Origin of the sequence: Flaviramulus sp. BrNp1-15 (assembly GCF_022259695.1) — a bacterium.
Lineage (GTDB): Bacteria > Bacteroidota > Bacteroidia > Flavobacteriales > Flavobacteriaceae > BrNp1-15.
Genome location: NZ_CP092099.1, coordinates 3,390,270 through 3,405,451 on the forward strand (window position 1 = coordinate 3,390,270; position 15,182 = coordinate 3,405,451).

Annotated in this window: 12 protein-coding genes; 2 read left to right on the forward strand and 10 right to left on the reverse strand. The window is 31.9% G+C overall.

Translation table 11 applies throughout. The features are described 5' to 3' along the window. Positions 1–93: 93 nt before the first annotated feature. The 10 genes from gldN to MBM09_RS15095 form a co-directional block, all read right to left on the reverse strand. Positions 94–984, reverse strand: a complete 891-nt coding sequence (gene gldN / locus MBM09_RS15050; RefSeq protein WP_238674533.1) for a gliding motility protein GldN — start codon at positions 982–984, stop codon at positions 94–96. A gap of 55 nt (positions 985–1,039) precedes the next feature. Continuing rightward, on the reverse strand, positions 1,040–2,602 hold the full coding sequence (gldM, locus tag MBM09_RS15055; protein WP_238674534.1) for a gliding motility protein GldM: 1,563 nt from the start codon (positions 2,600–2,602) through the stop codon (positions 1,040–1,042). A gap of 55 nt (positions 2,603–2,657) precedes the next feature. Further along, entirely contained in the window at positions 2,658–3,296 is a 639-nt protein-coding gene (gene gldL / locus MBM09_RS15060) for a gliding motility protein GldL (RefSeq protein ID WP_238674535.1), read from the reverse strand. A gap of 87 nt (positions 3,297–3,383) precedes the next feature. Further along, positions 3,384–4,751 (reverse strand): gliding motility lipoprotein GldK, encoded by a 1,368-nt coding sequence (gldK, locus tag MBM09_RS15065; protein ID WP_238674536.1) that lies wholly within the window; start codon positions 4,749–4,751, stop codon positions 3,384–3,386. A 157-nt stretch (positions 4,752–4,908) separates the two neighbouring features. Beyond that, on the reverse strand, positions 4,909–6,075 hold the full coding sequence (locus tag MBM09_RS15070; protein ID WP_238674537.1) for a formimidoylglutamase: 1,167 nt from the start codon (positions 6,073–6,075) through the stop codon (positions 4,909–4,911). Between the two features lie 177 nt (positions 6,076–6,252). Beyond that, positions 6,253–8,742, reverse strand: coding sequence for a type I DNA topoisomerase (gene topA / locus MBM09_RS15075; protein WP_238674538.1), 2,490 nt, complete (start codon positions 8,740–8,742; stop codon positions 6,253–6,255). 139 nt (positions 8,743–8,881) lie between these two features. Continuing rightward, on the reverse strand, positions 8,882–9,649 hold the full coding sequence (locus MBM09_RS15080; RefSeq protein WP_238674539.1) for a hypothetical protein: 768 nt from the start codon (positions 9,647–9,649) through the stop codon (positions 8,882–8,884). A gap of 15 nt (positions 9,650–9,664) precedes the next feature. Then, on the reverse strand, positions 9,665–10,435 hold the full coding sequence (locus tag MBM09_RS15085; RefSeq protein WP_238674540.1) for a hypothetical protein: 771 nt from the start codon (positions 10,433–10,435) through the stop codon (positions 9,665–9,667). Positions 10,436–10,542: 107 nt separating this feature from the next. Continuing rightward, positions 10,543–11,781, reverse strand: coding sequence for an LVIVD repeat-containing protein (locus MBM09_RS15090; protein WP_238674541.1), 1,239 nt, complete (start codon positions 11,779–11,781; stop codon positions 10,543–10,545). Positions 11,782–11,812: 31 nt separating this feature from the next. Further along, complete coding sequence (locus tag MBM09_RS15095) at positions 11,813–12,256, reverse strand: hypothetical protein (protein ID WP_238674542.1); 444 nt, start codon at positions 12,254–12,256, stop codon at positions 11,813–11,815. A gap of 142 nt (positions 12,257–12,398) precedes the next feature. Here MBM09_RS15095 and miaB point away from each other — a divergent pair, with 142 nt between their 5' ends. Continuing rightward, entirely contained in the window at positions 12,399–13,847 is a 1,449-nt protein-coding gene (miaB, locus tag MBM09_RS15100; protein WP_238674543.1) for a tRNA (N6-isopentenyl adenosine(37)-C2)-methylthiotransferase MiaB, read from the forward strand. Between the two features lie 4 nt (positions 13,848–13,851). Then, on the forward strand, positions 13,852–15,126 hold the full coding sequence (locus MBM09_RS15105; RefSeq protein ID WP_238674544.1) for a sigma-54-dependent Fis family transcriptional regulator: 1,275 nt from the start codon (positions 13,852–13,854) through the stop codon (positions 15,124–15,126). Positions 15,127–15,182 lie beyond the last annotated feature (56 nt).

The window sequence follows — 15,182 nt, forward strand, 5'->3', positions numbered from 1 at the left end:
AAGATAATTAGAAAAGAATTCCAACTTGGAAAGAAACAATAAAAAAACGCTCACTAAAAAGTGAGCGTTTTTTTATTCTAATTGACTTTAAAATTAGTATGTCCACATATCTAATTCAAAATCTCTAATTTTATCTTTAATCCTTTCAGATTCTAATAATTGCATTAAAGCGTTCTCTGAAACATACTCGTTAACAGCTCTGTCGCCTTGTACATTTTCTTCTCTAAAAATATAACCATGAAAACGTCTTGCGTTTAATACATGATCGAAAGAAAATGGCATAGAACTATTTTCATTATTGAACGATTTTGCTTCATGTAAAACTTCTCTAGCATCTGGGAAAAATACCCAGAATAATGGTACTAAATCTGGCTCTGCTTCATCAATAAAGTTAACATCTGGTGCCACTGGAGCTATACCAAGTAATCGATATTTCATTTCAGCTTGACGCTTATCAAAATACCAAAGTCCTTTAATATGGTACTCCTTAATATCTGCAGCAGTTATATCTCTTCTATTGATATATTCTTTAGATAATTCTTCACCAGCATTTAATTGTTCAATACCGTATTCTGTAGTATCAATCATAACTAAAGCAGCTTCAATATCCTTTAGAGTTCGCTTTGTTGTAAAATAAGAATCATCATAGATATTTTTTATTTTGCCTTCTTTAATGCTCTTCATTAGAACATCGTATAATGATCGTCTATCACTACCAATATTATTTGTATCTACTGGATAGTATAGTGGGAAGTTTGCACGTTCGTCAAGAACAATTTTCTCCCAAACCATTTTAGAAAACAAGATATCTCTATCGTCAACATAACCATACTCTAATGGTTTATCATTGTCAACAGCCTTTTGAGCTTCTGTTCTTACACCTATTTCTTCAGGGCTTTTAGCATTTAATATATTAGCTTGCGCAAACATAGTTGATGCTGTAAAAACAGTTGCAACGGTTAATAAAAAACTCTTTAATTTCATCTTATTATACATTTTTAATTTATTAGGTTTAACCAATGGTTAGTTCTAATAGTTCTTAGTTTGTTAACTCAACAAATACTGGAGATACTTTTTTAAGTATCACGCTAACTCCACTCGCTTTAGCTTCAATATCAAATATTTGAACACCAGATCCACGTTTAGCTTTACGTAATGCACCTTTTGCTCTACTATCTAACTTATTTCCACTAACATTTATTGTTGGTTGTCCTGGAACTTTAAATTTAAATCCTGTTACACGTAATGGTAATTCAAAATCAAAATCATCAAATTTCGCACCAATAGTAGAAATTTCAAGACTGTTACGTTGCATTTTTAATGCGCCGTCTTCACCTCTTATAGTTCCTGTTGGTTTTGGTAAATCTTTAATTCTAAATTTAGCATTATCACTTACTTTACCACCATCTGGCAAAGTACCAGTAACATTAATAGTTACTTCTCTACCTTTAATTCTTGTAGCATCCATAACATAGCTACTGCCAGAACCTCTTGATAAACCTTGTGCGCTAGCTGTTACTTTATTATCTGGAATACCAGCAAATGAAATAGTCATCGGGTTTTTAACACCTCTATATACTACATTCATTTTATCTGCAGAAATAGTAGCAGAATTAGGTTTTGCAACCGTAGCGAATGATGATTTTACAGGTACTTCAACCTCTTCTCCATCTTGAGCAAAGATTAACTTACCTTCAATTTTATGTTCACCAACACCACCAGTTCCTATTTTTAACTTTACTTTACCATCTTCAATAGAGTATTGCTTTTCAGTAAGTTTTCTACCATCTAAAGTTAATTCAACTCTACTAGGTTTTGTTGAAGCATCTTTACGACCTAATACAATTTGCCCATCAAATTGCTCACCATTAAAGTAAGCTGATTTAGATGTTTCCATTAAGGTTGTATAGTTTGTCATTGATACTTCACTAGAAAGCGTTCCTTGTAACATGTTTGATAAAACCTCAGACTCAGTAGTTTTAATATCTGATTGAAGTTGTGTCATTTTAGTTAACGATGCTACCAAAGGAAATCCTTTGTAGTGATAGTCTAACCAGTCAACTTTTATACCATCTCTGTTAATTTCTTGTTCTGTACTGAACTTTTCTTTAACATCTTTTACAATGGTTTCCATACCCTTCTGTCCATCAAGTAAATTAACAACACCATCTCTAAAAGAATTGATTTGGTTTAAAAATTCTTGACCTTCAGGTTTTATTTTGTCTCCTTTAAAGAAATTTTGGTCTAGGTAATCACCTTTATCCATAATCTCATAATCGGTAGGGTCATCAACTGTTGCAGTCATTTTACCTTTTAATTCTTCTAAATAAGTATCAAACTTTTTTGCTAGTGCATCAATTTGATCTGCTTTAGATTTTAATGGTACATACTTTTCAGGTTGATCTGCAGCTTTTTGCTCTAAGTTGGCCATAAAACTATCGTTACGCGATGTTGTGGCTTCATTAGATTCTGAAAGCTTCTCGTTCATTAATCCGAAGGCTGAAAGCACTTCTTTTGACATATTTAAAGCTAGCATCGCTATAAATATTAAATACATCAGATTAATCATTTTCTGTCTAGGTGATAAATTTCCTCCTGCCATGTTTAATTAGGTTTTTTTTGGTTAATTAATAGTAATTTGGGATTAACGCTCCTAATTAGTTTTTGTTCATTGCAGAAAGCATACCACCGTATACGCCATTTAAAGACGATAAGTTAGATGCTAAAGATTGCATTTGCTCTTTTAATTTACCAGCATTCTCAATAGATTCTTCATTGATAGTTGCTTGTTTATTAATACTCTCTAACTGTACTTTATATAAGCTGTTTAAAGATTCCATTTGAGCAGCAGCTAATGATAATTCTTCACCATATTTCTTGCTTGCTTCAATTGAATCTACAGTTGAAGACATATTTTTTGCAGCACCTTCAAAGTTTTTAATGCTATCTCCTAAACTAGATATTAATTCGCCATCAATTTTAGCTTCTTTTAATAAATCGTCTAATTTTTTAGATAATAAACCTTGTGCGCTTTCTTTTCCTTCTTTTTTACCTGCTTGTCCTCCAGCTAATTCTGGATATACTAAAGACCAATCTAACTCTTCATCAACAGGTTCGAATGCTGATAAAGCAAATATGATTGCTTCTGTTACAAGACCGATGGTTAACATTACGTTACCTGTTAAAGGTCCGATTTCAAAGTGAATAATTTTGAATAGTGCACCAACAATTACAATTGCTGCTCCTAATCCGTAAGCCATATTCATGAACTTTTTACTTGCTTTTGACTTTGCCATAATTTTCGATTTTTAATTTTTAAGTAGGATCTACTTAAGTAGGTTAATAGTTATTTGTTAATTAAATTTGATTAGATTCTTAATTTGTTATTTTCCGTTTTTCGTTACTTGTGTCCCCATGTAATCTTGAACGGTTCTGAAACCTATATAACTTCTTGCTGAATCTGCGTATTCGTAATCTCTAGAACTAACTTGTAAAAAGTATGCTACATCTTTCCATGAACCACCTCTTACAACTTTACGTTGATTATTATTATCGTTAACACTAGGATTTATTGTTGATGTATATTGATAAGCTGCAGGATCGTAAGATGCATTCACCCATTCTGATACATTACCAGCCATATTATATAAATTATAATCATTTGGCTCGTAAGACTTTGCCTCTACAGTATATAATGCTTGGTCTGCTGCATAATCACCCCTTACAGGTTTAAAGTTTGCCATAAAGCAACTTGCATCACTTTTTGTGTAAGGTCCACCCCAAGGGTATGTTGCAGCTTGTAAACCACCTCTTGCGGCATATTCCCATTCTGCTTCAGATGGTAATCTAAATGTATTTACCAAAGCAGCTCCTTTTTTAGATTTTTGATATGAGTTTTTGTTTATTGTTCTCCACTCGCAAAATGCTTTAGCTTGCGCCCAAGTAACACCTACTACAGGATACTCACCATAGGCATCATGCCAGAAATAATCATTATGCATTGGCTCGTTATAAGAATAAGCGAAATCTCTAATCCAAACTGTAGTATCAGGATACACTTCTATTTCTTCTTTCTTGATAACATCTTTACGTTTTATACCTCTATTTCTAGCAGCTTCTTGAATATCCATGTAACTGAACTGGAACTTGAATTTTTTAACATCCCAAGTACGTTGCCCATTATAAGACTCTTCTAGAGGTAAATACATGGTATCCATAACTTCAGTATAGTATTCGTCAGGATATTCTGATGTATCAAAAACTAAATCAACATCTTTGTTTAGTTTTCTACCTTCATATCCTGTTGGACCTAAACCTGTATAGTTTTCGAACATATATTTTTCGTAAACAGACATATTAGCTGTATCTGCATCTTTAAATGCATACTCACCAATACCACCATCTTCAGGTACTTTACCAACCTCATCTGCTAAAATGGCTAATTTCATTCTAACAATTGAGTCTCTTACCCAGTGAACGAATTGACGGTATTCACTGTTTGTTATTTCTGTAGCATCCATATAAAAGGCTCTAACAGTAACTGTTTTTGAAGGCGCATCTGCTATACCTGCAAGATCATCATCTGCTTTACCCATGATAAATGCTCCACCCGGAATAAGTTCCATACCATATGGCTTTTCGGGATGCCATTTTTTTCCTTTAACACCTACTAGCTCGCCTCTATCTTTAGAGCCACAACTAGACAGTATTGCTAATACTGAGGTTAATAATATAAACTTCTTAATATCCATAGAAAACTCGAGGTTAATTATTTAAGCTTCATTTTTGAGAGCGTAAACATATTTATATATTTTTTAAAAAACAACTTTTTATCCAAAAAATTTACATTTCATCGTGAAAAAAATACATTTTACCGATAAAATCAACTGTTTGACCATGATTTGTCTATTACACACAATTCTTTCTGAAGGCTTTATACCAACGATCTGGCACCTTATTATTACTAGCATCAAGGTAATCTTGATGCATGCATGGTAATAACGTGTGTCTTTTCAATTTATTATTAACTTCCTTTAAAAAAGGGATTTCAATCCACCATCTACCTGTTTTATTACTCTTATAAAACACCAATTCCTGAGATTCTACCAATGTGATAAACTTTTGATAGCTATTATCATCTGAAAAATCATCATCTTTAATTCTGAAGTTAACTCCTTCAATAAAATACCAAATCATTTGCGAGACTAGCATAGATGTAATCTCATCATCCTTTGAGGGTTTATATTCATAAATTCCAAAAGAAGTTACTTTATTACTAATGCCTGCATAACGTGCAATGGCACAAATTTCTTTTCCGTCTAAGCCATTTGGCGAATACTTTTGATTTAAACTAACTTCTGACCCTTTAACCGAAGACAAATCAACACTTACAATATTAGCATCTCTCAAAACAGGCTCAACTAAAGTAATATCTTTTGATACTTGACCCAATCTATAAGATTCAAAATACAAGCTATCCATTAAATCTATTTCTTCTTGCGAATTAAAATAAGTTTGATAGCCAATAGTTGCATAATTGAATAGATTATAAGGTTGATCTAAAATTATTTTTCCAACAAAACTATTATTCTTTATAGGTTTTGTAGAATCTCCCAGATTAAACTTTGCATCTATATTTACAATATTAACCATAGGTATTAAATCATCATAAGCCCTATAATTTGCGTAAGTAAGGTCTTGTGAACCACCTAATATAACAGGTATAATATTTTTTTTCACTAAAATGTTTACAGCTTCTTTTACGGCAAAGTAGGTATCTTCTACACTTTCGCCTTTTTCAATATCTCCTAAATCTGCAACAATTGTATTCCAACTTCCTGGAAAAAGACCATAAAAAGATTTTCTAATTTCATTAAGCTGAAACTCTTCACCTATATAATTTACATCATTTCTATTTTCTAGAACACCAAATATGGCAACATTAACATCATCTAAATCTGGTATTCCTGTTTGTGCGGAGTGAATTTTAAGCTTTCTTCCTAATGCCTGTGGTGAAAGCAACTCGTTATGAGCTAATACTAAATCTGAAACTGGAGATAGAAAATTAAAGTTCATTTATTAAAACAGCTATTTACTTCTAGTGATTGAAATTTTGAATTCACACAAATATCAATAGAATAAATGAGTTTTTAATTACCTATTTGTTAAAAATATCCGATGAAATGCAAATATTTGACAAAACTTTATACAGTTTTGACAAAAACACTAAATACTAGACTTTTAGAAAATCAATTATTTTTTCTTAGTAGCTGTTTTTCTTTTAGTAGCTTTCTTTTTTGGCGCGTTTGCTTCAATAATTGCTTTTGCTTCTTCCAATGTCATCTCTGAAACATCAACCGTTTTAGCAAGTTCAACTTTTATTTTGCCTTTAATAACATTATGTCTGCCCCAGCGTGCTTTTTCTACACGAATACCTTCATCTTCCCAAGAATGAATTAACTTATCTTTCTCTTTTTGAATTTTTGTTTCAATTAATTCAACAATATCTTCTTCAGATAAATTATCCCAATCATATTTCTTGTTAACGTTGATGAACATATTGTTCCATTTTATAAATGGTCCAAAACGTCCTTTACCTTTTTGCACAGGTAAATCCTGATACATATATATAGGAGCATCAGCTTTTTGTTTTTCTTTAATTAAAACAATAGCATCGTCTAACTCTACACTTAAGGGATCTACTCCTTTTGGAAGTGACACAAATGATTTACCAAACTTTACATAAGGACCGAAACGCCCATTATTAACCTCAACATCTTCACCTTCGTAAGTACCAAGATTTTTTGGAAGCTGAAATAAATCCATTGCTTCCTCGTAAGTAATGGTATTTAATTGTTGGTCTGGACTTAAACTTGCAAATTGAGGTTTTTCTTCGTCATCAACCGTACCTATTTGCACCATTGGCCCAAACTTACCCAATCGTACACTTACTTGTTTTCCTGTTTTAGGGTCTTTACCTAAAATACGTTCACCGGATTCTCTATCGGCATTCTCTTTAACATCTTCAACTACTGGATGAAAACTTTTATAAAATGATTTCATCATTTTTTGCCAATCTTCTTTTCCTTCAGCAATATCATCAAAATCCTCTTCAACTTTTGCAGTAAAATTATAATCTAAAATAGCATCAAAGTGATTTACTAAAAAGTCGGTAACAATCATTCCAATATCTGTTGGCACCAATTTCCCTTTATCTGAACCTACTTTTTCACTTAATAATTTATCTTTTACAACACCACTTTGTAAAGTAAGTTGAGAATAGTTACGCTCTTCTCCTTCAACTGTTCCTTTTTCAACATAATTTCTATTCTGTATAGTAGAAATGGTTGGAGCATAAGTAGATGGACGACCAATACCCAATTCTTCTAATTTTTTAACCAACGAAGCCTCAGTATATCTTGCTGGTGGTCGCGTATAACGTTCTGTTGCTGTTATATAATTATTTAACAAGGTTTCATTTACCTTCATAGCAGGCAACATTCCATCCTGTTCAACATCTTCGTCATCAGTACCTTCTAAATATACTTTTAAAAATCCATCAAAAGTAATTACCTCACCATTAGCAGTAAAGGTTTCGTTATGTGTTGATGCACTAATTTTAACATTGGTACGCTCCAATTCTGCTTCACTCATTTGTGATGCAATAGAACGTTTCCAGATTAAATCGTATAAACGTGCTTGATCTCTATCTATATCTACAGATTGTAATGAAAAATCTGTTGGACGAATAGCCTCATGCGCTTCTTGAGCGCCTTTAGATTTACCTGTATAATTTCTTGGTTTACTGTATTTAGAACCAAATGCGTTTTCTATTTCTTTTTGTGCGCCTTTTCTAGCTTCATCAGATAAATTCACACTATCTGTTCTCATATAAGTAATTAAACCTGCTTCATAAAGGCGCTGCGCCATAGTCATAGTTTTGCTTACCGAAAAATATAATTTACGAGATGCTTCCTGTTGTAATGTTGACGTTGTAAAAGGAGCTGCCGGAGATTTTTTTGCTGGTTTCTTTTGTAAATCTGAAACTTTAAAATCTGTATTGGCATTTTCCTCTAGGAACTTTTGAGCTTCTTTTTTAGTTGAAAAATTCTTTGGAAGTTTCGCTTTAAAGGTTTGACCATCTTCATTTGAAAACTCAGCATCAATTCTATAAGACGCTACTGGATTAAAGTCTTGAATTTCTCTTTCTTTTTCAACAATTAATCGCACTGAAACAGATTGTACACGACCAGCTGAAAGACCGCCTTTTACTTTTCTCCAAAGTACTGGCGACAGCTCATAACCTACAATTCTATCTAAAACACGACGTGCTTGTTGTGCATCAACTAAATCGTAGTCTATACCACGTGGGTTTTCAATAGCTTTTTGTATGGCAGACTTAGTAATTTCGTGAAAAACAATACGTTTTGTTTTGTCTTTATCCAACTTTAAAGTTTCTGCTAAATGCCACGCAATAGCCTCTCCCTCTCGATCCTCATCACTTGCTAGCCAAACCATTTCTGCTTTTTTAGCTAGCTCTTTCAATTTTTTCACAACTGCTTTTTTATCTTTAGAAACTTCGTATTTTGGTTTAAAATCACCGTCAACATCAACACCTAATTCCTTAGAAGGCAAATCGGCAATATGCCCAAAACTAGATTCTACTTTAAAATCTTTTCCAAGAAATTTTTCTATTGTTTTTGCCTTAGCCGGTGACTCTACTATTACTAAATTCTTCGCCATACTTCAATTTTTGAAGGTACAAATGTATATCAAAAAACATTTAACTTCCTAATTTTATAAGCTATCTCTATATTTTTAAAATATTAAAAGCCTGCATTTAATACTTTAAATACAGGCTTTTTTACATAATAATTTATTTTTATTCTATTGATGTTCCTATTTCATCAATAACATGTTGTTCATTAAAACCCACGGAATCCTTGTAAATATAATATAATGGTATATAAGCAAAAGAAGCCGTTACAAATACTCCTATAAAGCACATTATCATACCAACTATTTGAGACAAAAGTCCAGCTATAAAAATTAAACCAAAGGTTATCAACCATTTTTTATTTCCCAATTTGAATCCAACTTTTACAATATCTTGAGGTTCCATATCTGGATTAAAGGCGTATATAACATTAATTAAAGCTATTGGCACCATAGCATAAATTATTGGAAAAAAACAAAGCAATGTAGCAATAAGGCTAATTAAAAATGTTATTGCTGCAAGTTTTATTGTTTTCCCTAAATATGGTTTTTTAAAAAAATAAAAATAATCGTCTGTACCTGATTCATTCAAATCTTTAATTTTACATATTCTAAAAAAAGCAGCTTTTAAACCAAAACTAATTATCATTGCAAAAAACGCAAATACAATCATAAATAGATAAAATGGAATAAGAATAGCCATATTTGGTTCACTACCTTGCTGTAAAGACTCTGGATCTAAAACACCCATTGCTATTAAAGGCAAATACATGATTATATAAAAAGGAATCATAAAGGCTATCGTTAATAACAATATCACTAATCCTTGAACCCATACTTTCTTAAAAAGCTCTATAGACTTATTAAAGATATCTCCAAAATCTAACGCTTTAGCCCTATCTATTTTTTCTAATAAATGGTTAACTGTATTCATGTAAATATATTTAAGTTAATAATCAGATTCGTCTCTAACGCCTATTTGTTCTATTTCACTCGTATCATCAAAACCTACTACTTCGTTATAAATAAAAAATACTGGTAAATAAACTATTGAAATAGTAAACAGCAAACCCACAAAACATGCTATTACACCTAGCATCCCTAAAATGCCAGCAACAAACATGGTCCCAAAACTAATTAACCACTTTTTATTACCTAATTTAAAGCTAGCTTTAACAATTTCACCTTCAGTTAAATGCGGATTGTTTGCAAAAATAATGGTGAAGTATGCTAATGGTACAAACACATAAATGTATGGTATAAAAAACATAAGTTGAGCAACTGTCGCAATTGCTGTATGGATAATACCTAACATTAATAATTTTGAGAAATATTCTTTTTTTAAAAAATAAAAATATTCATCGGTTACATTTTCACCCAAAATAACTTGTTTACATATTCTATAAAACCCAGCAACCATAGTCATAGTTATAGTACTTACTAGAATAGTTTGAGGAATATTATAAATTACATTTGAAGAATAGAATTCTGAATAAGACTCCAAATCAAACCCATTAAGAAACGGGTTACTATTAGGGGTTAACCCAATTAGGGTGAATAAAAGATTAATACCTATTGCAAATACCATTAAAATTAAAATCATTACAAAACCTTTAAGCCAAACTTTTTTAAATAGTTCTGTAACACTATCAAATATTGAACTGAAGTCTAAATCTTTGGCATTTTCAATTTTTTGTAATAATCTATCAAATGAACTCATTAGGTATTGGTTAGTAGTTTTAAAGTATAAATGTAATCGTTTTTTAAAACCTTACAAACAAAAAATCCCGCAATTACGCAGGATTCTTTATTTTAAAATATAAGATCTTAGTTTAACGAGTAACTACTTATTAGCTCAACACCGTCATCTAAATATTTATATTGATATAATGTATTATCACCAATCATTAACAGACTATTTTCTAAGGGAATCACATCTTTAGATTGAATATTTTCAAATGTTTTTACCATAGTTATATTTAACGGATTTGTTTTATCAAACAACTTTAAACCAGATGTACCATCGCAAACAAATAACATATTTTCTTTAATACCTAATCCGTAGGGATTTTCTAATTGGTGTCTTGCAGCCAATGTTGGGTAAGATTTATCACTAATATCTATAACCTCTAAGATACTTTCTAACTGTCCGCATTCATTTCCACCGCGTAAAGTTAGGTATGCATAATCTCCATCTACAACAACAGGATCACAGCCTTCCCAATGCGTAAATTCTGAAACATATTCTGGTGAAGAAGGATTATCTAAATTATAAATATACATACCATTTGTGCTTCCTAAATACAAATAACCTTCTGCTTGAAACATAGTTTCTATGCTCCAACCTGCGTATTGAGTGCCAGAAAGTGTTGGTTCAGCTAAATTTTGAATATTAAAAATAGCCATTTGATTGTAACCAACAGCATATAAATAATTATCAACTATTTGAAAACGCGCTAAGGAACCTCCAGTACCTGTAACAGATTCAGCTGAATTTGCTAAAGCTCCATCAAAAACGACATCAATCATCCTATCATCACTTTGTTTTTTACGTCTTTCGGTAGTTATGGTCCAACCAACAATAATATCATTTTCATAATTATAATTACCATAATCAATGGCTTGTGCCTCAATAGGAATATTATAATCATAAACTTCAAACACATCTTCTAACCGCTCAACAATTGACACATTATTAATATCCGAAAGATCAAAAACCACTAAATCTGTTGCGCTATCAGCGTATAAAAAATCATCTTTAACAGAAATATCTTCGTTACCAGGAATATTAATATACTTGATAGCTTGCGGTGATTCTGGATTTGAATTATCAATAATATGCACACCTTTGTTTACATCGTTTACAAAAATGTAATCTTTATAGGCATAAATTTTTCCAGCCTCTTCAATATTTTGAGGAACAGCAACTTCAACCGAACTTCTAAAAGCAGATTTACTCATTAATTGAGGCGTAGCAACTTGAACAAACTCGTAATCTTCATCATTGGGGTCGCAAGAGATCACAAAGATTAGGGCTATGGGCAAAAAAAGATATTTTAATTTCATGACGTTGGTTTTTTATAAAAAATCAGTTTACTTAATAAGTATATGTTAACGAAGACTCTAAACCTTCAATATGTAATATAATTTCATTACTTCCTTCTATTTGTAAAGAAGAAATATTAAAAGAAATCGCTCTTTCAAAATAAGCTAAACAAGCTTCTTCATTTATTAATTGAAATTCTAAATAACGTTGCTCTGGAGATGATTCAGCAATAGCACCTGAATCTACTAAATTAAATTCCCATGAATTACCATCACAACCAGAAGCTCCTATTTTAATTATCAAACAGTTTTCTGATATATCAGCATCAATTATTGTAAAATTAGCTGAAACCATATCATTATAAAAACTTTCACTTATTACTGTTGTTTGATCACATATTTCTATAGAATCATCAATATCATCCTCACATTGCATATTCATAAAACACAATACAACTGGTATAACAAATAAAACTTTCTTGATTGAATGTATCATTTTAAAACTCGTTTTTTTAAAGATGCATAAAACCCTTTTTGGTTGCGTACAATACTAAAAAAATAAACTGCCACTTTGTCACAAAACACAAATAAATTGTATCTTTGCATGCTTATTGAAATGTATGAGTGTCTAGCAAACTATGGAAAAAGAAATTGACGAAAATAAACAAGGAGAATCTTTAGTTTTAGAACAAAAAGAAGAAAACAAACGTAAACTTTTTATTGAAAGTTATGGTTGCGCTATGAATTTTAGTGATAGTGAAATTGTTGCTTCTATAATGTCTGAGCAAGGTTTTAACACTACTCAAAACCTTGAAGAAGCCGATTTGGTTTTAGTAAACACCTGCTCTATTCGTGATAAAGCAGAACAAACCGTTCGTAAACGTTTAGAAAAATATAATGCCGTAAAACGAGATACCAACCCAAAAATGAAAGTTGGCGTTTTAGGTTGTATGGCAGAACGCTTAAAAACTAAATTTCTTGAAGAAGAAAAAATTGTTGATTTAGTTGTAGGTCCTGATGCCTACAAAGATTTACCAAATCTTTTAGCTGAAGTTGATGAAGGTAGAGACGCTATTAACGTTATTCTTTCTAAAGAAGAAACTTATGGTGATGTTTCTCCTATACGTTTAAACACCAATGGCGTAACCGCTTTTGTATCTATAACTCGTGGTTGCGACAACATGTGTACATTTTGCGTAGTGCCTTTTACAAGAGGACGCGAGCGCAGTAGAGATCCACAAAGTATTATTGAAGAAATAAACGATTTATGGAATAAAGGCTACAAAGAAATTACACTTTTAGGGCAAAATGTAGATAGCTACCTTTGGTATGGTGGCGGACTCAAAAAAGATTTTGATAAAGCCAGTGATTTACAAAAAGCAACATCGGTTAATTTTTCTAAATTACTAGACCTTTGCGCTATAGCACAACCTAAAATGCGAATTCGTTTTTCAACATCAAATCCCCAAGATTTAACTTTAGATGTGGTTGAAACTATGGCTAAACACCAAAATATTTGTAATCATATTCATTTACCTGTACAAAGTGGAAGTAATCGTATTTTAAAGGAAATGAATCGTTTGCACACGCGTGAAGAGTACATGCAATTGATCGACAACATTCGTCAAATTATTCCAAACTGTGCCATTAGTCAAGATATGATTGTTGGTTTTCCAACTGAAACTGAAGACGATTTTCAAGATACCGTTTCATTGATGGAATATGTAAAATACAACTTTGGATATATGTTCACGTACTCCGAGCGCCCAGGAACCATGGCAGCTAGAAATATGGAGGATGATGTTCCTGAAGAAACAAAAAAACGTCGATTACAAGATATCGTTGACTTACAAAGAATACATAGTGAAGTAAGGACCAAAGAGTGGCTTAATACTACTGTAGAGGTTTTGATTGAAAAAGAATCAAAAAAATCTAACACACAATGGTCTGGTCGCACGCCACAAAATATAGTTTGTGTTTTTCCAAAAGGAGATTATAAAGTAGGAGATTTTGTAAATGTAACTGTTACTAATTGCACAAGCGCAACACTAATTGGAGAAGCAATTGGTTTAAGTGAAAATAATTAAATAAATGGAATCAATTCAAGCAATAAAACAACGTTTTGGTATTATTGGTAATTCACCAGCATTAAATCGTGCTATTGAAAAAGCGATTCAGGTTGCTCCTACCGATATTTCGGTTCTCGTAACTGGAGAAAGCGGTGTTGGTAAAGAAAGTATTCCTAAAATAATACATCAATTATCGCATAGAAAACATAATAAATATATAGCTGTAAACTGTGGAGCTATTCCAGAAGGCACTATTGACAGTGAACTTTTTGGGCACGAAAAAGGTGCTTTTACAGGCGCTACACAAACTCGCGAAGGCTATTTTGAGGTCGCAGATGGCGGAACTATTTTTCTTGATGAAGTTGGTGAATTACCATTAACAACTCAAGTACGTTTATTACGTGTTTTAGAAAATGGTGAGTTTTTAAAAGTAGGCTCTAGTAAAGTGCAAAAAACTAATGTGCGTATTGTAGCAGCTACAAACGTAAACATGTTTGAAGCTATACAAAAAGAAAAGTTTCGTGAAGATTTATTTTACAGATTAAGTACCGTAGATATTCACTTACCACCTTTAAGAGAGCGTCAAGAAGATATTCATTTGTTATTTAGAAAATTTGCGAGCGATTTTGCTTTAAAATATAAAATGCCAACGGTTAAACTAACCGATAATGCAATACAAATCCTTTTAAAATATAGATGGAGTGGTAATATTCGTCAGTTACGAAACATAGCAGAACAACTCTCTGTTTTAGAACAAAATCGCACTATTAGTGCTTCAACACTACAAAGTTATTTACCAACATCTGGCACTAATTTGCCCGCTGTAATTAAAACTTCAAAATCTGAAAGCGATTTTAGTAGTGAGCGTGAAATTCTATACAAAGTGCTTTTTGATATGAAAAGCGATCTTAATGATTTAAAAAAGCTTACAATGGAATTAATGAAGCATGGTAATGTTAAAGATGTTGAAAAAAATAACGAGAGCCTGATTCAAAAAATCTATGGGAATGATGATGAAGAAGATGCAGTATATGAAGACACTTTAGATAACACTAATGCTGAAGTTATTTCAATTCCAGAACACGCCACTAATAATGATGAAACCACGGTTGTTCAAGATAAATATCATTTTGCTGAAGAAGTTGAGGAAGAAGAAACTTTATCATTACAAGACAAAGAGTTAGAATTAATTAAAAAATCGCTTGAACGTCACAGCGGAAAACGTAAATTAGCAGCTGCCGAATTAGGTATAAGTGAACGTACACTTTATCGAAAAATCAAACAATACGATTTATAAGTTTAGTTTACAGTATTCAGTAGCAGTCAACAGTAAAACACAACAAAATAAAAACA

Excerpts from the sequence above, each read along its gene's own strand:
- gldL (WP_238674535.1), bottom strand. The coding sequence starts at position 3,296 with ATGGCAAAGTCAAAAGCAAGTAAAAAGTTCATGAATATGGCTTACGGA.
- gldM (WP_238674534.1), bottom strand. The coding sequence starts at position 2,602 with ATGGCAGGAGGAAATTTATCACCTAGACAGAAAATGATTAATCTGATG.
- MBM09_RS15080 (WP_238674539.1), bottom strand. The coding sequence starts at position 9,649 with ATGAATACAGTTAACCATTTATTAGAAAAAATAGATAGGGCTAAAGCG.
- MBM09_RS15090 (WP_238674541.1), bottom strand. The coding sequence starts at position 11,781 with ATGAAATTAAAATATCTTTTTTTGCCCATAGCCCTAATCTTTGTGATC.
- MBM09_RS15070 (WP_238674537.1), bottom strand. The coding sequence starts at position 6,075 with ATGAACTTTAATTTTCTATCTCCAGTTTCAGATTTAGTATTAGCTCAT.
- gldN (WP_238674533.1), bottom strand. The coding sequence starts at position 984 with ATGAAATTAAAGAGTTTTTTATTAACCGTTGCAACTGTTTTTACAGCA.
- MBM09_RS15105 (WP_238674544.1), top strand. The coding sequence starts at position 13,852 with ATGGAATCAATTCAAGCAATAAAACAACGTTTTGGTATTATTGGTAAT.
- topA (WP_238674538.1), bottom strand. The coding sequence starts at position 8,742 with ATGGCGAAGAATTTAGTAATAGTAGAGTCACCGGCTAAGGCAAAAACA.
- miaB (WP_238674543.1), top strand. The coding sequence starts at position 12,399 with ATGGAAAAAGAAATTGACGAAAATAAACAAGGAGAATCTTTAGTTTTA.
- MBM09_RS15085 (WP_238674540.1), bottom strand. The coding sequence starts at position 10,435 with ATGAGTTCATTTGATAGATTATTACAAAAAATTGAAAATGCCAAAGAT.
- MBM09_RS15095 (WP_238674542.1), bottom strand. The coding sequence starts at position 12,256 with ATGATACATTCAATCAAGAAAGTTTTATTTGTTATACCAGTTGTATTG.
- gldK (WP_238674536.1), bottom strand. The coding sequence starts at position 4,751 with ATGGATATTAAGAAGTTTATATTATTAACCTCAGTATTAGCAATACTG.